18 protein-coding genes are annotated in these 19,844 nt (G+C 35.6%); 6 read left to right on the forward strand and 12 right to left on the reverse strand.

Annotation, left to right across the window (positions count from 1 at the left end; genetic code table 11):
* Window positions 1–808: 808 nt before the first annotated feature.
* Complete coding sequence (locus E2636_RS14530) at window positions 809–2,686, reverse strand: alpha-E domain-containing protein (protein ID WP_134210845.1); 1,878 nt, start codon at window positions 2,684–2,686, stop codon at window positions 809–811.
* On the reverse strand, window positions 2,686–4,131 hold the full coding sequence (locus tag E2636_RS14535) for a circularly permuted type 2 ATP-grasp protein (protein WP_134210846.1): 1,446 nt from the start codon (window positions 4,129–4,131) through the stop codon (window positions 2,686–2,688). The genes E2636_RS14530 and E2636_RS14535 overlap by 1 nt, the downstream gene beginning before the upstream one ends.
* A 172-nt stretch (window positions 4,132–4,303) precedes the next feature.
* On the opposite strand from E2636_RS14535, the gene E2636_RS14540 reads away from it, so the two are divergent.
* Window positions 4,304–5,074, forward strand: coding sequence for an ArsR/SmtB family transcription factor (locus E2636_RS14540; RefSeq protein ID WP_243840660.1), 771 nt, complete (start codon window positions 4,304–4,306; stop codon window positions 5,072–5,074).
* Window positions 5,067–5,555, forward strand: a complete 489-nt coding sequence (locus E2636_RS14545; protein WP_134210847.1) for an SRPBCC family protein — start codon at window positions 5,067–5,069, stop codon at window positions 5,553–5,555. The genes E2636_RS14540 and E2636_RS14545 overlap by 8 nt, the downstream gene beginning before the upstream one ends.
* A gap of 92 nt (window positions 5,556–5,647) precedes the next feature.
* On the opposite strand, the gene E2636_RS14550 is transcribed toward E2636_RS14545, so the two are convergent.
* The 8 genes from E2636_RS14550 to E2636_RS14585 all read right to left on the reverse strand — a co-directional run bounded on the left by E2636_RS14550 (window position 5,648) and on the right by E2636_RS14585 (window position 13,945).
* A complete protein-coding gene (locus E2636_RS14550; protein ID WP_166669539.1) occupies window positions 5,648–6,943 on the reverse strand; it encodes a sensor histidine kinase in 1,296 nt (431 codons plus the stop codon).
* A 180-nt stretch (window positions 6,944–7,123) separates the two neighbouring features.
* Window positions 7,124–8,230 carry a sensor histidine kinase gene (locus tag E2636_RS14555; RefSeq protein WP_134210849.1) on the reverse strand — a complete coding sequence of 369 codons (1,107 nt, stop codon included), beginning with the start codon at window positions 8,228–8,230 and terminating at the stop codon, window positions 7,124–7,126.
* Window positions 8,231–8,277: 47 nt separating this feature from the next.
* Window positions 8,278–8,994: a LytR/AlgR family response regulator transcription factor gene (locus E2636_RS14560; RefSeq protein WP_134210850.1), complete on the reverse strand. Its 717-nt coding sequence runs from the start codon at window positions 8,992–8,994 to the stop codon at window positions 8,278–8,280.
* Window positions 8,995–9,766: 772 nt separating this feature from the next.
* Entirely contained in the window at window positions 9,767–10,840 is a 1,074-nt protein-coding gene (locus E2636_RS14565; RefSeq protein WP_134210851.1) for an ABC transporter substrate-binding protein, read from the reverse strand.
* Window positions 10,841–10,853: 13 nt separating this feature from the next.
* Window positions 10,854–11,633, reverse strand: coding sequence for an ABC transporter ATP-binding protein (locus E2636_RS14570; RefSeq protein ID WP_134210852.1), 780 nt, complete (start codon window positions 11,631–11,633; stop codon window positions 10,854–10,856).
* A 4-nt stretch (window positions 11,634–11,637) separates the two neighbouring features.
* Window positions 11,638–12,444 (reverse strand): ABC transporter permease, encoded by an 807-nt coding sequence (locus tag E2636_RS14575; protein ID WP_134210853.1) that lies wholly within the window; start codon window positions 12,442–12,444, stop codon window positions 11,638–11,640.
* Window positions 12,445–12,789: 345 nt separating this feature from the next.
* Window positions 12,790–12,945, reverse strand: a complete 156-nt coding sequence (locus tag E2636_RS14580; RefSeq protein ID WP_134210854.1) for a YpzG family protein — start codon at window positions 12,943–12,945, stop codon at window positions 12,790–12,792.
* A 544-nt stretch (window positions 12,946–13,489) separates the two neighbouring features.
* A complete protein-coding gene (locus E2636_RS14585; RefSeq protein WP_134210855.1) occupies window positions 13,490–13,945 on the reverse strand; it encodes a YaiI/YqxD family protein in 456 nt (151 codons plus the stop codon).
* 654 nt (window positions 13,946–14,599) lie between these two features.
* Here E2636_RS14585 and E2636_RS14590 point away from each other — a divergent pair.
* Window positions 14,600–15,595 (forward strand): potassium channel family protein, encoded by a 996-nt coding sequence (locus E2636_RS14590; RefSeq protein ID WP_243840661.1) that lies wholly within the window; start codon window positions 14,600–14,602, stop codon window positions 15,593–15,595.
* A gap of 16 nt (window positions 15,596–15,611) precedes the next feature.
* Window positions 15,612–16,454 (forward strand): DUF1028 domain-containing protein, encoded by an 843-nt coding sequence (locus tag E2636_RS14595; RefSeq protein WP_134210857.1) that lies wholly within the window; start codon window positions 15,612–15,614, stop codon window positions 16,452–16,454.
* A gap of 67 nt (window positions 16,455–16,521) precedes the next feature.
* Here the strand turns inward: E2636_RS14595 and E2636_RS14600 are convergent, their stop codons facing one another.
* Window positions 16,522–17,028 carry a hypothetical protein gene (locus E2636_RS14600; protein WP_134210858.1) on the reverse strand — a complete coding sequence of 169 codons (507 nt, stop codon included), beginning with the start codon at window positions 17,026–17,028 and terminating at the stop codon, window positions 16,522–16,524.
* 71 nt (window positions 17,029–17,099) lie between these two features.
* On the opposite strand from E2636_RS14600, the gene E2636_RS14605 reads away from it, so the two are divergent.
* Entirely contained in the window at window positions 17,100–17,756 is a 657-nt protein-coding gene (locus E2636_RS14605) for a phosphatase PAP2 family protein (RefSeq protein WP_134210859.1), read from the forward strand.
* Between the two features lie 9 nt (window positions 17,757–17,765).
* Here E2636_RS14605 and E2636_RS14610 read toward each other — a convergent pair whose 3' ends face one another.
* Window positions 17,766–18,281 carry a GNAT family N-acetyltransferase gene (locus E2636_RS14610; protein ID WP_134210860.1) on the reverse strand — a complete coding sequence of 172 codons (516 nt, stop codon included), beginning with the start codon at window positions 18,279–18,281 and terminating at the stop codon, window positions 17,766–17,768.
* A gap of 287 nt (window positions 18,282–18,568) precedes the next feature.
* Between E2636_RS14610 and E2636_RS14615 the strand changes: the two genes are divergently transcribed.
* The gene (locus E2636_RS14615) at window positions 18,569–19,693 is read left to right on the forward strand and encodes an NADH-dependent flavin oxidoreductase (protein ID WP_134210861.1); all 1,125 of its coding nucleotides are present in this window, start codon (window positions 18,569–18,571) and stop codon (window positions 19,691–19,693) included.
* Window positions 19,694–19,844 lie beyond the last annotated feature (151 nt).

Here is a 19,844-nt window from a genome sequence, read left to right on the forward strand (position 1 = left end):
AGCGAATGGACAGTAATCTAAGTTGAATGGACGAAAACTCACACTGAATGGACGGAAATCGATCGCCAGTTTCAAACGTATAACTTTAATAAGAAAAACCGGGCAAAGTGCGCCCGGTCCTTTTAAGAAGAGTAACCATAGTAGCCTGTTGATTTCCGCTACGGTGGACGCTTTTCGCGGGCATGACTTCAGTCTCCTCGTCACTGCAAAAACATGTGCTCCTGCGGTTACTCGTCGCAAAGATACTGGCTCTTGGCCAGTATCTTTCCTGTGAGGTCTTCAGCTCATGCACCTGTCGCTTCGCTTTCGGTGCAGAAAACATCTGCTTTTCCCGCAGAAGTCGCCACCTGCCCTTCAATCAACTAATATAGATGGCAACTAGGATTATAGGTTAGTTCTATCTCTAGCTTAACTTAACTTAGAATCATTTATTCGTGCCTTAGCAATAAGCAATTTATAAATTTCCTTGTTGATTACTACACACTTCATGGATTGAAGCGGAAGGCGGCGGGAAAAGCATGTGCTCCTGCGATTACTCGTCGCAAAGATATTGGACCAATGACAGTTCGTCCAATATCTTTCCAGCGGGATCAGCGGGACAGGTGAGACCCCGCAGATCGCGAAGCGACCGAGGAGGCTCACCGCCCGCCCGGTGGAAAGCGTCCGCCTGGAGCGCAAATCAGTAGTATCATACTAGAACCTACTCCTTAAAATACCGGGAATACCGGATTCATGGCTCACTAAATTTTAATGCTTTCATATATTGTAAAAAAAGCCTCGACATTAAACTCGTCGAGGCTCCTTCTTATTATTCAATTACACTAACTGATACTTTCACATCTAATTTATGGCTGCCACCACGGTAGACCCCTTGTACTGGGCTAACATCCCCGTAATCACGCCCCACTCCTAAGCGAATGTGATTTTCTAATGCTTCCACATTATTTGTAGGGTCAAGTCCTACCCAGCCTATCCCAGGAACCATCACTTCAACCCATGCATGGCTCGCTGAATCTCCAATTAATGCGGAATTTTCGCCTACATACAAGTACCCACTGACATATCTTGACGGGATATGTTTAGTTCGAAGTATTCCTAACATAACGTGAGAAATATCTTGGCATACACCCTTGTTCAAATTAAATGAATCTTTTGCCTTCGTTGATACATCTGTAGAAGATCCATCGTAGGTAAAACGCTTATGCAAATAACTCATTACATCTATAGAATATTGAACAGGATTGTACATTTCTCCAATTTCCGAGTCTACTTGCAGCATTTGTTCGGGTGTTAAATATGTGTATGCGGTATTGCTTAAATACGCTAAATAATGGCTTTTGAATAAAGATGAATGAAAAATGGCATACATTTCTGGAGAAAAATTAATACGATGAATCCATGGACTCTTTTGAATACTTACAACCGATGTTGCCTTTACTTCTAAATGCTTATGATGATCCGCTATAAAGAATGATTCAACACTGTTCCCCCAGATATCCACATGTCCCTTCGTTAGAGCTACAGGTGTAATATCTGTTCGGAAAGACAACAAACGCTGACACTCATCTGTACGTGGAGTTAACCTAATGGAGTTCATGCTTTGATCAACCCAGGTGTCGTACTCGAAAACATTTGTATGTTCAATTTTGTATTTCATGGATGAAGAAATTAAAGATTTCGGTGGTTCTTGAACTGTTGGCAACTGTGTTTGTTCTTGCTGAGTTTCTGGCTCAGTTAAATAATATGTCTTAGAGAATATTTTCCCAATATCATTACATTGATTTTGGAATCGATTTAAAAAAGCTAACATATCATCTGAATTCAATTTATGAATAGACATTTCGTCAAAATTTTTCTTTAAATTCTCAAGTGCATAATATAACTCGAAAGAATAATGTGCAATTTTAGCATTTTCCAAGTTGTCAACGGCCGCTCGCACATGGTTAATATTATAGTGAATTGATCTTGGGAATGATTCATCCGTAATTAGAAAAGTTAAGATGGTTTTCGGATCCATTTTAGGACGGTTTACTTTTAAAAATGCTTCATAACCATTTAACATACGAAGAGCAGATAACCACGCATAGTAATCTTCACCTTTATACTTCAATTGCGTTTCGCGAGTTTGTTCACATACAACATTTAAAATGCGTGCTGTTTTCTCTGCCCGCTCCAACCATTTCCCTATTTTAATCATGCGGTAAGAAACTCCACGCGACATACCAGACTCAATGATCCCTTGAGCAATCAATGTTGTCATTTTTACTTTCTGTAAAAATGCTCGTAAGTGTTGAATAGAAAAATTCTCTCTTTCTGCATGGAGGGTAAAATGGTATAAATCATTCCATATTTCAAAAAGTTCATTCGGCAAATGATCCCGACTAATTCGCACATTTTCTCGAGCTACACGCACGCAATTGAAGACGGAATTTAGATTGTCAGAATGAAAAGCTAAGTAGTGTAAATAGTCTTGATCTTGAACATTCGGATTGTTTTCTAGCGCTTCTAATTCCTCTTCTGTCGAACAAATTCCAAACAAAAGTTGCCATTGTTTTTCGTCTAGCATTTCTTCACTCGAGGTTTCAACCATTTGAGTTAAATGAACGTCTAGAATACGTGCATTTAATTCAGTACGTTCGATATTACGCGACATCCAATAAAGTGAATCTGCTACACGACTTAACATTAAGTTGTACCCCCTGACTTCATAACCCACGTATCTTTACCGCCCCCACCTTGTGAAGAATTGACGACTAGGGACCCTTTTTTTAGTGCCACACGGGATAAACCGCCTGGGAATACATGCGTTTCTTTTCCTCTGATCACAAATACACGTAGATCAACGTGACAAGGATAAAATTCTTCTCCTTGATAAGCTGGTGCTCTTGATAACTTAATCGTTGGTTGGGCAATATATTGATGAGGTGTTTCCAGAATCTTACCTCGGAATTTTTCGATTTCTTCCACGCTTGCATGAGGCCCTATAAGCATGTCATAACCCCCAGAGGCACCTACGTTTTTAACTACTAATTCATGTAAACGTTCAAGTACCCAGTCCCGCTGAATAGGATCTTCTAAACGATATGTCTTGACGTTTTCAATAATCGGTTCTTCATTCAAGTAATAGCGAATCATATCGGGCACATATACATACATCGCTTTATCATCAGCTACTCCATTTCCAATGCCATTTAAAATTGCCACATTCCCTTGACGATACGCATCCAATAACCCCGCTACACCTAGGTTTGAATCTTCACGGAAAGCTAATGGATCTAAAAAATCATCATCAATTCGGCGGTAAATGACATCCACTTTTTCAAGTCCTCGAATCGTCTTCATATAAACAATATCATTTGTGACTATTAAGTCTCGACCTTCGACTAGTTGAAGACCCATCTGTTGCGCTAAAAATACATGATCATAGTAAGCGGAATTATATATACCTGGAGTTAATAAAACGGCGTTAGGATTTTCCACTCCTTCTGGGGCATGGTCCATAATCGCTTCATGTAAATACGTCACTTGATGTTCTAAAGTATGGACAGAATGTTTAGCGAAAAATTCTGGGTACACCTGGCGCATTACGTAGCGATTTTGGTAGACATACGAGATACCTGAAGGATTGCGTAAATTGTCCTCTAGCACTAAGTATTTTCCATTTTCATCACGAATTAAATCAATTCCAGCAAGAAAAATATGATTATTTAACGGAATAGTAACGCCTTGTATTTGTTTGGCGTAGTAATAAGGATTATCTTCTACTAAATCTCTTGGTATGATACCATCTTTAATAATTTTCTGATCGTGGTACACATCCTGTAAAAAACAATTTAATGCTTCAGAACGTTGGACCATCCCTTTTTCTATCGTTTCCCATTCGTCTGAAGGAATAATGATTGGAACAAAATCAAAAGGCATTGTGCGTTCAGCACCTACATTATTATTATATACCGTAAAGGTAATTCCTTGTCTCAAAAAAGATAATTGTGCTCTTTCATGTCTTTCTTTAAGTTCATCAGTAGAAAAATTATGAACCATATCATAAAATTTTTGATAGTGATCCTTGGGTTTTCCACTTGCCTTTATCATTTCATCAAAAAATGGCTTTACTTTGTACATACTAAACATGTGAACACCCCTCTTATCTATGAATTTAGAAAATTATAATAATTAAACTTTATCACACTCTTCTATATTTGATTACCCTATCTGCCGTTAATTCAATCTTGTGTTAACATGAATATCATGTTACCTTTTAGTAACATAATATTCATGTGAAAGGGTGTGGTGATTCATAATTATGATTAATGAAGAAGTAACTCACTTATTTAAATCTTTGTCCCATCCAATACGAGTGGACATTCTCGATATATTAAAAAAAGGTCCTATTGCTACCGGTGAGTTAAGTGGACATTTTGAAGTATCCAGATATGCCATTATGAAGCATTTAAAAATACTCGAAGATACTCATCTAATCGTCGTTCGTAGACAAGGTCGAACACGTTTAAACTACTTGAATATCATTCCTTTACAAGAAGTGTATAACCGCTGGGTCAGTCAATATGAATCAAAACTATCAACATCTTTAACGAATTTAAAAACAAAACTTGAATATGGAGGAACTGAACTTATGAAATTAGAAATTAGCTCTTTTCAAATTGAACAGCAGATTGAAATAAATGCTCCTCTTACACGTGTTTTTCACTCCCTCGTTAACGATATCAACGACTGGTGGGAATTCCGTTTTGAAGAGGACAACTCTAAAATAACATTTGATCCAAAAGTCGGTGGATTGTTTATGGAAAATTGGGGTAATGGCCAAGGAGCTCTTTGGGGGACGGTACTTTATTACAAAAAGAATGAAGAAATTCGTTTACAAGGATTACTAGGTATGCAAGGCGCCGTTACTAGTCATTATGGCTATCGTTTGGAAAGCAACGGTGATGCAACGAAAGTCAAATTATCACATAGCGCTGTTGGATTACTTGATCCTAAATGGGAAGAATCGCATACCAATGGATGGGCACTTCTATTAAATAAATTGAAAATGCATAGCGAAAACAATGAATAGCTATGTAAAACGACTCGAACTTGCTGCCTCTGTAGAACATGTATACGAAGCGCTAACAACTGAAAATGGCATTAAAAGTTGGTGGACCACCGACTGCGATGTAAGCACAAAGGTAGGCGGAATCCATACGTTTCGTTTTGAGCGTTTATTATTTAATTCTATGGAAATACTAGAACTCGTTCCTAATGAAATAGTACATTGGAGATGTGTTGAAGGTTGGAGTGAATGGAAAGAAACGGAGGTCCTTTTCACATTACACCCAACTGAAAATGGTAAAACAACAGTTGAGTTTCAACATCTAGGATTAACTCCATTGTTATCCTGCTACAAAATGTGTTCTAAGGGTTGGGATGACACGCTTCTTCACTTGCAGCAGTATGTGGAAAACGGAGAAACGAATGCACACGTCCCAAAGACTGGTTTAAAAGGTGTTTTATCTCGAACTGCTTTTAAGTTTTTCTCTAAAAAATATATGAAATAACAGCTTGCACGAAAAAAAATAAAGGATATAAAAAAACAGAAAAAGGTTGTTCTACATGTGCTCTTCATCACATGTAGAACAACCTTCTTTAATTAATAAACAAATTCTTTATCTATATGTGTATGTGCATCCTTCAATAGTTTCTTATTAGGAAAAACTATTGTTACTTTTGTACCTTCCCCTACTTTACTTTGAATCTCAAGTTTGCCCTTCATACCTTCAACTAAACGGAATACCATCATCATGCCTAGCCCGGTACCCTTTCGACTACTTAGACTATAGAGAGGTTCACCCAATGTAGATATTTGTTTCTTCGTCATTCCTATCCCCGTATCAGAAATTTCAATGATTGAATTTTCCGTAGTACTAAAAGACTGTATGGTCAGAATCCCTCCAGTATCCATTGCTTCAACGGCATTCGTACATATATGAATAAGACAGCGTTCAATTTTTGCTTTATCGCCATTAATCCAAGCAGACGAAAGATTTGTATTGATTTGTACATTACTTACATTGGTCAAAGGTTCCACGAGATTGAGTACTTTTTGAATTTCATTGACTAAATCGAACCGTTCTAATTTATTGGAATAAGGTTGCGCAAAAACTTGATAATCTTGAATTATTTTCTCTGCTCTATTCACTTCGGAAATAGCAGCAGATAAAAATTCGATTCTTTTATCTGTTGGCAAACTATCATCTGATAATAATTGCAGCATTCCTTTTCCAGTTGTAATAGGTTGTCTAACCTCATGTCCAAAAGCTGCAGCGAGATGATACAGTCCTTCCATTTTTTCCGCATTGGCTACTATCTTTTGCGTTTCTAAAGATGTGTTGAACTTTTCAATTAGGAAAAAGCAAAAGGCGATAAATGCTAAATATACAAGAATAACGCCAAGACCAATAATAAGGGATACTTGATCTGTCTGATTAATGTTTATTGTAGTTGCAATCGAAACGGAAGAAAAAATAGAAATTAATAACGTCCCAATAATCATTTTATTATTTATTTTCCACCTATTAAAATATGGGCTTAGTAAAATAATAGCAAGAGTTTGGCTAACGAGAAGAATCATTGAAATTTCTAAATTATCTTCACTTAATAGAAATAACAAAGGGGCAGTTACCACGAACAAAATGGAACCAATTGTTGCCCCTCCATATAAACCTGCTATTCCAATAGGGATATGATAAAAATTAATTTGAAATTGGTCCTGAAATACTAAAGGAAATGATAAACAAAATGTAATTGACATGATTGCAGCTATACCCAAAGAAGCCTTTTGAAAGAGATGCGATTCTTGATTTTTTAGAGATAAAAATTTCCACATCAAAATAATGATGGTGATTAATGATACGTTTAGAAGTACATCTTTAATCAAAGTATTCATTTTTACACCTAAATTCTTTTGATATTCACTCTTTCTAAGTTGCATTACTAGACATTAGATAGACTTTCTCATAAATCTTACGGCTTAATAAGCTTCCAACTTAAAAATTCAAGCTCTCAATAATCACTGATAATCACTAATTCACTAATTCACTAATTCACTAATTCACTAATTCACTTGTTAATTTTCAATAGGTAATTCAATAATAAAACGACTACCTACACCTAACTCACTAGAAACATGTACCAAACCACCCAACTCTGTAAGAACCTGCTTGACCAAGAATAAACCAATACCAAACCCTGTAGACATCGAGTCTGTGGAAGAGGAGCGATAATACGGGGAGAATATGTAAGCTAATTCTTTGCCCTGAATACCAACACCAGTATCAATTACTTCAATTAGTAACCTCTGCTCATTTCTAAGGCTGTTGATTTGAATGTATCCGCCTTCATTAGTATATTTAACAGCATTTGATAAAATGTTCATCAATACTTGAGTTAGTCTTTTTTTATCAGAGTAAATTAATACTTTTGATTCTTCATTTTTATGAGTAATTTTGATATTCTTTACGCATGCCTCTATAGATTGAGCTTGAATACAATCTTCAATAAGGTCATTTATATCAATGTATTCAGTTTTAACTCTCAATTTTCCTTTGTTTACTTTAACAAAATCCAATGCATCATTCATAATCATTTCTAGTTGTTTACTTGCATTAGTTATTTTTGATAAATATTTTTGTTGGTCCTTCGTTAAACTTTGTTGAGAATTAGACAATAATATTTGAAGATATCCATTAATAATATTTAAAGGTGTCCTAAACTCGTGACATAATAATAATAATAAATCTGTTTTTTCTGTGTTGGCCAGATCAGAATCTTTTAGTCCTACTAATACTTGATGGTATTTAGTTTCTAATTCCTGATTTTTATCATTTAACTTATTTATCATGAAGTTTGTATTTTTTAATCTATGCTTAATCAGGACTAATAAAAAATTCTCAAAAGGTAGTATTTCAACCTCATACTCATACTTTTGTTTAGTAATTACTTTTAAAAAAGAAGGCTTTTTATTTTTTCTAGCATCTTCTATCTTAATGACTAATTCTAAATACTCTTTTTTCATAACGCTTTTTAACGGTTCTCCTAAAAGTTCATTATCAGAAGAAAGTATTCCTAAATTATCTTGATAAACTTCTTTAATACAAAGATCTTGATTTAAGACAATGTATGTCGAGTTTATTGATTGTAATTCCGTTTCAACAATTTGTTTCATTGCTGCCATTTTGTCAGTCACCTCCAATTACAAGAAGTTTGAAATAATTGTTGTTACTAGCTTTTTATTTTAAGTTCAATTTCTTTAATTTTAAGTTTTGATATATGTGCATGCTTATCAAAATTTCTAAAATAAGCTAGGAATGTTTCATTCTGCGGTTTAATATAAATAATATTTTCAAGATTTACGATATTTGATCTATGAGATAAAAAAAAGGATTCATCAAGTAATTCAGAAAGATAACCAATTCTTTCATATGTTTCAAATGTGCCCTCTTTTGTATGAATTAAACATTTTTTTCCTGCTTTTTCAATAAAGAAAATATCTGAAAAAGGAATAAAAAACATAGCTCCTTTAAATTTAAAGGGAAGTTTCTTTTTACTTTTCATGGAAATTTTTTGTATACGATTATCAGTTTGAGTCTTTTCTAAAGCTGCATATAGTCTAGAAAGTTCAACTGGTTTTACAATATAATCAACTGCCCTTATATCAAAAGCTTCTACTGCGAATTCATTGTAACCTGAAACAAAAATAACCTTTAAATCCCTTTGAAATTGCAAAACTTTTCTAATCGATTCAATCCCATTTAAAATCGGCATTTTAACATCAGTTATGACAATGTCTGGTTTAAATTTTGCTGTGTTTGAAATCAATTCTTCTCCATTGGAGCATGTAGAAACAACTTCATATTGAGGATGATTATTTATAAAAATCTCTAATATTTCTAATGAATCTTGATGATCGTCTGCAAGCAAGACTTTATATGGTATCACAAACTTCAACCCCAATCTTTTGTGATTACATGTTAGATTTTTTTATTAACAATTAATCTAATTTTCCCATTAACAATAGTTATTATTCGTAACAAAGAATTAATAATATTTTGTTTTTGTCTTATTAATGGGTATTAATCATGACATTATAAATAAATCCTATGCTAACCATACTTTTTTTTCTGTTTTTACAAGACTTTTCACATCCAAATTTAATACATTCAAAGTAAAGAACGAAACAATTCGAGATGTTTAGTATATGTTTCATATGAAACTTATACTAAACACCAAACTCGATTGAAGTTAGAAGAATGAATGTTGAAAAACTCTTAATCTAATGAATAGAAATTAAAAAGGACTAAACCGTTAATGGTTAGTCCTTTTTTATGAAACTTAAGGCATACCAACTTGGTTTCAAATTTGGGGTTGTAATATTTAAAAGCATAAATCTAGATAAAAAATTCCGCAATTTAGTAAAAACAAATATATAAAATTTAGTTTATATTTACCATTGGGTTTATTATTTTTAATACTTCTGTAAATCGTAAATTAACTACTCAATTTTTTTTTTGATTAAAAGACATTTCACATCCAAATATAAGACATTTAAAACAAATAACAATACATTTCGACGCACTTTATACTACATTTCATATGAACTATATAAAAAAGATGAAAAAAGACCTAAATCAAAGAGTTTAGCCCTTTTTTCCATATAATTCATGTATTAACGCCTTTTTTTCATGCATGAATATTACATTATATTAATATATTACTTTTCATACGTACCAATAATTTTAACTGCCTTTTCTGTTAAACTCGTATCAATTGCTTCGTCAAAATTAAATTTCCCACGAATTGCTCCATTTTTCTTGTACAATTCATATTGATCGCCAATATCGCCTATGAACATTTTTCCATTTGGATCAAGTCCTGTTACAAAAACATCTTCCCACACCGCGGCGTCTTTTAAAGACGTGTATTGTGTCATGATGTCGATAATTTCATCCTTATCTTCCCCTTTTTTGAAGGCATCATTATAATCACGAACACCTTTTAAATAGGCCGCCATAAAGCGTAAGGACACATCTTGTTCTTCTTCCATAAATTTCGGTGAGCCAAGAACCAATGCGATTTGTGCTTCAGGAGCGAAATCAGTTGCATCTCCGAAACGCACGTGAATTCCTTCAGCGACACCCTTTGTAATAAGAGGTTCAATTTGTAAGGCCGCATCAATTGAGCCATTTCCTATGGCTGCCATCATGCTGCCAAAGTCTGGCATAAGAACAAATTCTACATCATCTTTTTTAAGACCGGCATGCTTAAGCATTTCATGGAAAATGTAATCATCAACAGCGTTTTGAGTAGAAATGGCAATTCTTTTTCCTTTTAAATCACTATAGTCTTTAATTTCATCTTGTTTATCTGCACCAATAACAAACGTGAAATACGATTTACCTTTTTCATTGTGACCTTTATCAGCGATAATTTTCACATCGATTCCTTGCGCGATTGCATTAAAAAAAGAAGCCGATGAAATGCCTCCCGCTATATCCACTTCACCCGATGCGAGGGCTGGTAACATATCATCACTATTTGCAAAAGTGGCAAATTCAATATCAATATTGTAGTCTTCAAAGTAGCCTTTTTCTTTTGCAATATAAAAGCCAGCACCTGACGCGGCACCATCTTCAGAAATAATAACTTTCGTCTTCTTGCTTAAAGGTGCTAAATCACCAGATGGATTATCCTTACTTACCTGGTCGTCTACCCTCACCGTTTCTTCTTGTGAACAACCGCCTACCATTAAAATCATAATAAAAAATAGCCCTAACCACTTCTTCATCCATACACTCCTTTCAAAATCTTGACCCTTGCACTTCAACTTGTAAATGACTCCAAATTTCCATGAATTTAGAAGTAATTTCAGGATTCGTTCGAATGTCTTCTAGTTTTCTCGGCCTTGGCAAATCTATTATTATTTCATTTATTATTTTGCCTGGTTGCGCACTCATGAGTAACACACGGTCACTTAAATACAATGCTTCGTCGATGCTATGCGTAATAAATAACACCGTTTTTTTCGTTTCAGACCAAATTGATAATAGTTCTTCTTGTAAAATGTACTTATTCTGCTCGTCAAGTGCCCCAAAGGGTTCATCCATTAACAATATTTCCGGATCGTTCGCAAAAGCTCTCGCAATACTAACGCGTTGAATCATCCCACCAGATAGTTCTTTCGGATACATTTTCGCGAATTTTGTAAGACCTACTTTACTTAAAAAATGACTAGTTCTCTCTTTTACAAGAGATTTTGGTAGGTGCCGCATTGTAAGTCCAAATGCAACATTTTCCTCAACTGTTAGCCAAGGGAGAATACCTCTTTCTTGAAACACCATGGATTGATTCGGACGACTTTGATCACTTTTTTTAATTGTGAATTCACCTGAACTTTGGTTTTCAAGTCCTGCTAATATACGTAGCAGCGTCGTCTTTCCACATCCACTCGGTCCAACAAGACAAACAAATTCTCCATCTTTAATATCAAGTGTAATGTTTTCAAGCGCGCTGACACTATTTTGTTTTTTATAAAATACTTTTGTTAACTGATGAATTGATATTTTAGGGTTCGGACTCACATAGTCACCTCCACGGTACTAGTTTTCGTTGTAACCCTCGTAAAAATAATGAAAAGATATAACCAAAGAACGAAATAAGAATCAACCCAACAAACATTTCTTTTAATAAAAACGCTCTGTAAGACGTCCAAATCAAGTAGCCTATCCCCGAACTTGCGCCCATCATTTCAGCTGCAACAATTGTAAGCAATGCGATTGCCTGCCCCATTTGTATTCCTTCTAACATGACAGGAAGTGAACCAGGTAAAGCGATTTTCAAGAAGAAGTCTTTCCGACTAGCTCCATAATTTTTTGCCACATCTAAATAAATGGAATCAATTGAAATTACACCTGCAACTGTATTTATTACTACAGGGAAAAAAACACTACCAGCTATGGTGACAACTTTTGATACTTCTCCAATTCCAAATATGATGATAATAATCGGTAATAATGCAATTGTAGGTATTGGCATTAACGCCATAATAATTGGCGAAATAAAGTGGCGAATCGGCGCATACAAACCCATACACAAACCGATAATAATACCAGGAATTACACCTAGTAAAAATCCTACAAAAATTCGAAACAATGAAATATTGATGTGATGGAACAACTCACCGCTTATAATCAAATCAAAAAATGTGGAAGCAATGGCAGTTGGTGGGGGGAAAAACCGAGCATCAATTAGTCCGGTCTGAGATAAAAATTCCCAGACGAGCAAAATACATATTGGTGAGAATATAGTCAGCCAAGTTTTTAAGCGAAGTTGGTTTTGTTGTTTTCTCCATTCTTGTTTTTCCGTTTCTATTGGGTTTTTTATATCCTTCATTTTCACCACCTCTTCTTTCAAATAATATGTGAGTTTTTAATAATGTGTGCCACGAAAAGCGGAGTGGTCCGCGTTAGTCCATCACCGGCGCTGGAAAGGCCGATTCGGAAACTTTGTTTCCAGTTGAGGGCTTGAAGCTTAGGTGTGGACTGAACCACACAGCTAGACATCACGAAAAGCGTAGTGGTCCACGCTATTGGGTCACCGGTGTTAGGAAGACTGAAATGACTTATGTCCATTCTTATTGGTTTTATCCTTTTCGCCAAATATTTATTCCTTCAGCTAATTTCGAACAAAATTAAAGACCCAGAAACTTCTCTGGGCCTTACTTTCTTCTAAATCAACTTACAGGAATCGGTGGATCTTGGCGCTGGTTTTTAAAATTTGAGTCGATTGCGATTCTTCTGTATTACCGTTAACTTGTGTATTAACTCTTTTAGGCCTCGTCCAGTTATGTTTCAATTCCGAGGATTTTTCATCGAGCGGTTTTTTCTTACTCATTGCCATTCACCTCTTTATTCAAGATTGAAAAGAAGAAATCGCATTTAGTATGAGTGAAATCCACCGAGCTATTCTTGTGAAATCGACGATTCACTTTTTTATTTCATGATTCAATTCTCAATACGTGTATTTCGAAACAAATTATGTAATTCGTATTATTTCTTATCATTATGGACGAACGATTTTAATTATTACTATCACATTAAACGTTCTGAAATATCGGTATTTCAACATCAAATTTCTAGTTCTAAAATTTTTATTTTCACATATGCATCTCAATTTATCGCTATTTTTATACTTTTTTCAGGGAATTTTAACTACATTTCGCATATAACAACTCGAAATTACTTATTCATATAAAATTATTTTTTAAAAAAGCAGTTTAAATAATTTCAATTATAATAATGCGAAAAAATTTATTTCCGCTCTCCTTAGCATGTACAAAAGAATATTAATGATTCATTACTTTCCTTCAATTCGAACCACAATACCTCCTGATTTTACGGCTCTAATTAGCAAAACATCTTTACTAAGTAAGGCATCTTTACTCTACTTGTTTATTTATTTGTTGTAGAATTAACGCTTTAATTGCTCGTTCAAAGCTCTCATTATTTTCTTTCTGTCTCTTTTTCGGACCTTTCATTCTCCCACCTGCTTGACGGATCTTCTTGGCGATGTGACGACTATGTAAAAGCTGATCTATATTGTCATTGGTGTATTCACGACCATTTTGGTCCATAACGAGACCTCGTTTGGCTAATACCATTGCAGCTAGACCGTAATCTTGTGTGATGACAATATCCCCTGACTTCACTCGATTCACGAGTACAAAATCCACAGCATCCATTCCTTTTGAAACCATTATAGTCTGGGCACCATCTCGTTGCATGTTGTGGGATGTATCGCAAAATAACGTAACAGGAAGTTCATGTTGTTTTGCACATTGAATGGTCAAATCTACAACTGGACAACCGTCTGCATCAACTAAAATATGGATCATTAGTTATTCTCCTTTTTGAGTTATTTATTTTTTGTCTTCAGATAAAGTAGAATTATGTATCAAGTTTATACATAGATTGGTTCTTTTAAGAGCATCCCATTAAATTATTATATGCTTCAGAGGTCCTTAGAAAATCATAATTTATTGGATTTGAACACATTTTCTACTGCAAAATATCTTTAGTTAGTATATTCTTATCATTACTTTATTGGTTGGCACACTTGGAGATTTTTATTCGAATCTACCCTATATTATTGGAGATCAGAGTGATTAAAATATGGATTTATTGCTACTTATTATTTTGAGGTAGACTTTGCTTATTTACAAGCATTCCCTTGTACACAACTTATCATAGGATTTAAATGTGTAATGCATTTGGCAGTTAATAAATAATGACCAAGTATATTGTAGATGCCTTTATGCATCTTATTCTATCGCGAAAGTCTTTAGGCTTACTTTTTGGTATTCTTATTTTATTAGTCCAACATTTTAATCAAAACTACACGAAGCGCACGAATCTTTCTCAAGTACCTAATACTTTTTTACGAACTAGTACATCGAACTAAAAAACGGTAAACTGAACTAAATGTGAATCTAATGATTGGGGTTTTGTGTATGCATTTTTTCTTGAAAATAGGACTCAGTTTAATACGTATGAAAAATTTATCCTTATTATTTGCTGCGTTTATCTTTATTGTATTTTGTACGGTGACGATTTACTTAATAGAGCCAGATACATTTGAAAGTTTGCTAACTTCATTTTACTTTGTCATGACTACTTTTTCTACAGTAGGATATGGTGATTATTCACCTGTGACCGGAGCCGGAAGACTTTTCACTGTCCTTATGTATTTGCTAGGAATCGGGTTACTTGGTGTTGTTATTGGGAAAATAGTAGATTCGTTTTCTATATTTAGAAAACGTAAGGAGGAAGGCAAGTTGGCTTATACAAATGAAAATCACATCATCATTGTTGGTTGGGGAAAGAAAACAGAAACTGCTGTCGAAGAAGTATTATCTTCAGACTCATTTAGTGAAGTTGTCATTATTGACACCCTACCTACTTCGCCGATAGATGTTGCAATTAATCGTGTGCATTATGTACAAGGGGATGCTTCGGAGGAAGAGACCTTTACTCGAGCGAATATTAAAAAAGCTAAATCCGTTATTATCTTCGCAGATGATACGATCCAAGTCCCATCATTGAGAGATGCTAAAACATTGACGACTGCCATAACAGTCGAACGATTAGCTTCTCACGTTCACACAACTGTGGAAATTATGACAAAGAAACAAATCCCCAACTTCTCTCATGTCAAAGTGGATGAATTTATTTTGTCTCAAGAAACTACCTCTCTACTTGCTGTTCGTTCCGCAATGCATCAAAATGTGAGTACTATTGTTACTCAATTAATTAGTCGGAGTAGAGGCGAGGATTTGTTCGAGGCTAAAGTGGATCCCAAATGGCAAACTTATGGAGATGCTTTCCACGATTTATTAGCTTCAGGAGCTACTCTAATTGCCGATCGTCAACAAATGGATATTAATCGCCGATTGCATGAAGATATTCCTTCGGATGCCGTGTTATATGTAATTTGTAATGAAGACACGCATCGTAAGTTGATAACTAAATCTATAAACCATTTGTAGAAGGGGGATATTTTATATGACTTATTCAATCGTAGGATTCGATCCTCAGACTAAAGAGTTAGGTATAGCAGTTGCCTCAAAATTTCTAAGTGTCGGAGCTGTTGTGCCTTTTGCAAAAGCTGGTGTTGGCGCAATTGCAACACAGTCTTGGGCGAATTTAGACTACGGAAAACATGGACTTGAAATGTTAGAAAATGGTTTTAGTCCTCAAGAAGTGTTGAATGAGTTAGTGCGTAATGATACTAACTCTTCTTCTAGACAAGTGGGAATTGTTGATGTGCAAGGGCGAAGCGTTACATATAGCGGCAATGATTGTTATGACTGGGCAGGTGGCGGGGCAGGAGAAAATTATGCTGTACAAGGTAATATCTTAGTAGATCATCATACAGTCAAAGTTATGGAAGCCACTTTTTTGCAATCGCAAGGAACCCTTGCTGAACGATTACTCTCAAGTTTACTCGCGGGTGATGCTGCAGGTGGAGATAGTCGAGGGAAACAATCAGCAGCTTTGTTAATTGTCAAAGAAAATGGTAGTTATGGTGGGTATAATGATCGCTATATTGATCTTCGTGTAGATGATCATGAAGATCCTGTTGTGGAGTTAGCTCGATTACTTAAATTACAAAAACTTTATTTTGAACCTACCTTGCCTGAGGATATCATTTTGATAGAAGGAACTCTCGCAGAGGAACTCCAAGGACTGTTATATGAAAATGGACATTTGCAAAGAGACCTTACTGCATTTGATGACTTATTAGACGCTATTCAATCTTACCACTTGATTGAAAACTTTGATGAACGAGTCCAGCCACGTGGCCTAATTGACCAAAAAGTCGTTGACTATATGCGGATTAATTAACTAAAGTTTAAGCCGACCTATGAGTGAGTGCCAAACACTTTACTCATAGGTCATGCATCTTTTTTGATTAATCGGATATTTGCTCAGCTAATTTCATCAATTCTTCTTTTATTTGTTTTTCTTCCAACTGTGGCATGATTAATGTATACGAATACGTGATGTGTTTTACAATTATATCGAGCCCATTTGGTACCATATAAAAAGCTTGGTAGCCATTGTCTAATGTAATTTCTCCAGGATCACTATCTGGATATTCTCGATGTGCTGTCGTAGTTGAAAGGATTAAGTTATTTTCTTTTTCATCTATTGCCATAAACTGGGCCTCGGGATTTTTACCTTTACCACCGAAATCTGTAATTCCTAAAGTTTTGAATCCCTCTGTTTCAAATGGCAATTGCTCGGGCAGATTGACTTCATAAGGTAACGCATCAATTGCCACCTCAACAGAAGGTGCACTGTAAAACTTAATTAGTCCGTCTTCCCCTTGTTGAGATTCACTTAACTGCGAAGTATCTAAGCCATTTGAGCAACCAACTAAAAGTAGTAACCCACTTATTATAATGTATTTTTTCAAGTTAATTCCCGCCTCTGCTAATTAAGTTTTATATTCCTATCATCGATTTTATGAATAAAGGGGATGTATTAATGGACTCGAAGGTAAGATTTTCACTCCTATTATTCACACTAGTTGGTTTTGGCTCGATGACACTTTTAATTAAAGATAACAACATTGTTCATTTCGACAAAGTGATTATCGCTTTTATTCAAAGCTTACAAACTCCATTTTTAACTGTCACGATGACATTCTTTTCTTTTATCGGAGCAGGATCTTCAATTAATTTTATCGCCGTTGTTAGCGTAATCTTCCTTTACTTCTTCCTTCACCATCGATTAGAACTTTTATTGTTTATTTTAGTTTTAATCGGTTCCCACTACCTCTTTAGATTTTTGAAAGAAATCTTTCAAAGAGTTCGTCCAGACTTGCATCGTCTTATTGAGATTGGTGGATACAGTTTCCCGAGTGGTCATGCGACGAATGCCATAACTGTATATGGCATCCTCACCTTCCTTCTATGGCGCCGTATTCACAAGCCTATGGGTCGCACGCTACTCTTGCTATTTAGTACCCTAATGATTTTATTAATCGGCTATAGCCGTATCTATTTAGGTGTTCATTATCCTAGTGACGTTCTTGCTGGCTACTTTGCTGGAGGATTTTGGCTACTAATATCCATTTGGTGTTTTCAATTTACTAAAGAAAAGATTTATGAAAGAACACATACAAAATACCCTTATATTTAAGCTGATTTTTCAGATGAAAAATGAAGCAGGATAGTGTAATTCTCCACTAATGCGAGCTAACTCTCCGTCCTTTAGTTCACAAACCATAAAAACGTCGTCAGGCACTTCAAATTGTGTTAGTTCCATGCCGTGATTTCTTGCAGACTGAAATCCAAACTTTGGATAATAATTTGGATGCCCGATCAAAAATACAAGACCATAACCTAGATCTTTTGCTCTTCTTAACCCCGCCCTAATTAAGTTGCTGCCAATTCCTCTTTTTTGAAAAGTAGGATTCACAGCTATTGGAGCTAGGACAAGGACATCTGTCTCCTCGTTTTCCCGAATAATCTTAGCTTTACTAAATAAGACATGACCAACTATTTTTCCTTGCTCTTCAGCCACTAACGATAATTCTCGTATAAAACAGTTGGAGAATCGAATATGCTCTACCAACTTCGCCTCATCATCTCTTTTTTCAAACGCCAAGTAATTTAGATTGAATACGTGCTTATAATCATTTATAGTTTCAGTTCGTATTTGCATGCTTGCTTTACACCTTTTTTCTAAATACTAAGTATTTATGTTAACCTTCTGCCCCTTTTGTCTTAATACCTCTATTATTTTCTACTTCTTTATATCTGATACTTCTAGTTTGCATATTATATAGGCATAATTTTTGACTATATCCAACAACAAGACATAAAGTAACCTTATTACAGAATTAATTTAGCTCTAATTATTAGAAGATACTTGGATAGTTATACCGAAATTCGAATATCACTTTATCGCTCTGAAACCAATCAATCAATCAATCCAGGAGGTCATCATATATGGTAAACGAAAAATATAAACCGCTACTAGAACCATTTGAATTGCCAAATGGCGTACAACTTAAGAATCGCTTGATTATGGCCCCTATGACGAACTACTCTTCAAATTCAGATGGCACGGTGTCTGATGATGAAGTTAATTATTATATCCACCGCTCGAAAGGCGTTAGTATGGTTATTACAGCCTGTACATACGTTACTCCGAACGGCCAAGGTTTTCCTGGTGAGTTCGCCGGACATACAGACGAGATGATTCCAAGTCTACGTCGGCTAGCAACTGCAATTAAAGATGAAGGTTCAAAAGCAATTTTGCAAATCTTCCATGGTGGTCGACAAGTGCCTGCAGATATTGCCCCAAATGGTGACGTTGTAAGTGCGAGTCCTATTGCATACCCTGCTGAAGGTAAGGCAGTTCCTCGTGAGCTGACAGAAGCTGAAGTTGAAGACATAATTGTTGATTTTGGACAAACCACTCGCCGTGCCATTGAAGCCGGCTATGATGGTGTTGAAATTCATGGTGCCAACACGTATTTAATACAACAATTCTTTTCGCCACACTCTAATAGACGCACGGATCGATTTGGCGGGTCATTAGAGAAACGATTGACGTTCCCGCTTGCGGTTGTTGATGAAGTTCAACGAATAGTAAAAGAGCACGCAACAACATCATTTATTCTCGGCTATCGTTTCTCACCTGAAGAACCAGAAACTCCAGGAATTACGATGTCCGATACACTAGTGTTAATTGATGAATTAGCAAATAAAAACTTAGATTATCTTCATGTTTCACTTATGGATTTCTGGTCCACTCCTAAACGTGGCGTAGAAGACACACGTTCTCGTATTGAAATTATCCAAGAAGCTGTTGGTGATCGTGTACCCGTCATCGGCGTAGGTTCTATTTATACTGCTGCAGAAGCAGGGAATGCCTTAACATCAGGTATTCCTCTAATCGGTCTAGGACGCGGATTATTAATCGACCCTGAGTGGGTACAGAAAATAGAACAAGGTCGCGAAGAAGAAATTGTGACGAAACTCGACCTTGATAAGCAGCAAGAGTTAGTAATGCCCACTCCACTATGGCAGCGAATATTGAAGAATCCAGGTTGGGTTCCAGGCGTATAAGAAAAGCTAGCAAAGTAAGCCCTGTCATTTAAGAAAGAACAGATGATTTAAGTAACAATTTAAAAGGAGATTCCATACAGTATCAACTTTGATTTCCGTTTCAACGCTCTTTCATGTTTCGAAGCTAGCGTAGCGATGCAGAGCGGGGCGA

The organism is Paenisporosarcina antarctica (genome assembly GCF_004367585.1).
Lineage (GTDB): Bacteria > Bacillota > Bacilli > Bacillales_A > Planococcaceae > Paenisporosarcina > Paenisporosarcina antarctica.

What these genes read in the sequence shown, in the direction of transcription:
- E2636_RS14575 (WP_134210853.1), bottom strand. Translation starts at nt 12,444, where the DNA reads ATGAAGGATATAAAAAACCCAATAGAAACGGAAAAACAAGAATGGAGA.
- E2636_RS14590 (WP_243840661.1), top strand. Translation starts at nt 14,600, where the DNA reads ATGAAAAATTTATCCTTATTATTTGCTGCGTTTATCTTTATTGTATTT.
- E2636_RS14615 (WP_134210861.1), top strand. Translation starts at nt 18,569, where the DNA reads ATGGTAAACGAAAAATATAAACCGCTACTAGAACCATTTGAATTGCCA.
- E2636_RS14595 (WP_134210857.1), top strand. Translation starts at nt 15,612, where the DNA reads ATGACTTATTCAATCGTAGGATTCGATCCTCAGACTAAAGAGTTAGGT.
- E2636_RS14605 (WP_134210859.1), top strand. Translation starts at nt 17,100, where the DNA reads ATGGACTCGAAGGTAAGATTTTCACTCCTATTATTCACACTAGTTGGT.
- E2636_RS14550 (WP_166669539.1), bottom strand. Translation starts at nt 6,943, where the DNA reads ATGAATACTTTGATTAAAGATGTACTTCTAAACGTATCATTAATCACC.
- E2636_RS14545 (WP_134210847.1), top strand. Translation starts at nt 5,067, where the DNA reads ATGAATAGCTATGTAAAACGACTCGAACTTGCTGCCTCTGTAGAACAT.
- E2636_RS14540 (WP_243840660.1), top strand. Translation starts at nt 4,304, where the DNA reads ATGATTAATGAAGAAGTAACTCACTTATTTAAATCTTTGTCCCATCCA.
- E2636_RS14610 (WP_134210860.1), bottom strand. Translation starts at nt 18,281, where the DNA reads ATGCAAATACGAACTGAAACTATAAATGATTATAAGCACGTATTCAAT.
- E2636_RS14580 (WP_134210854.1), bottom strand. Translation starts at nt 12,945, where the DNA reads ATGAGTAAGAAAAAACCGCTCGATGAAAAATCCTCGGAATTGAAACAT.
- E2636_RS14565 (WP_134210851.1), bottom strand. Translation starts at nt 10,840, where the DNA reads ATGAAGAAGTGGTTAGGGCTATTTTTTATTATGATTTTAATGGTAGGC.
- E2636_RS14530 (WP_134210845.1), bottom strand. Translation starts at nt 2,686, where the DNA reads ATGTTAAGTCGTGTAGCAGATTCACTTTATTGGATGTCGCGTAATATC.
- E2636_RS14555 (WP_134210849.1), bottom strand. Translation starts at nt 8,230, where the DNA reads ATGGCAGCAATGAAACAAATTGTTGAAACGGAATTACAATCAATAAAC.
- E2636_RS14585 (WP_134210855.1), bottom strand. Translation starts at nt 13,945, where the DNA reads ATGATCCATATTTTAGTTGATGCAGACGGTTGTCCAGTTGTAGATTTG.
- E2636_RS14535 (WP_134210846.1), bottom strand. Translation starts at nt 4,131, where the DNA reads ATGTTTAGTATGTACAAAGTAAAGCCATTTTTTGATGAAATGATAAAG.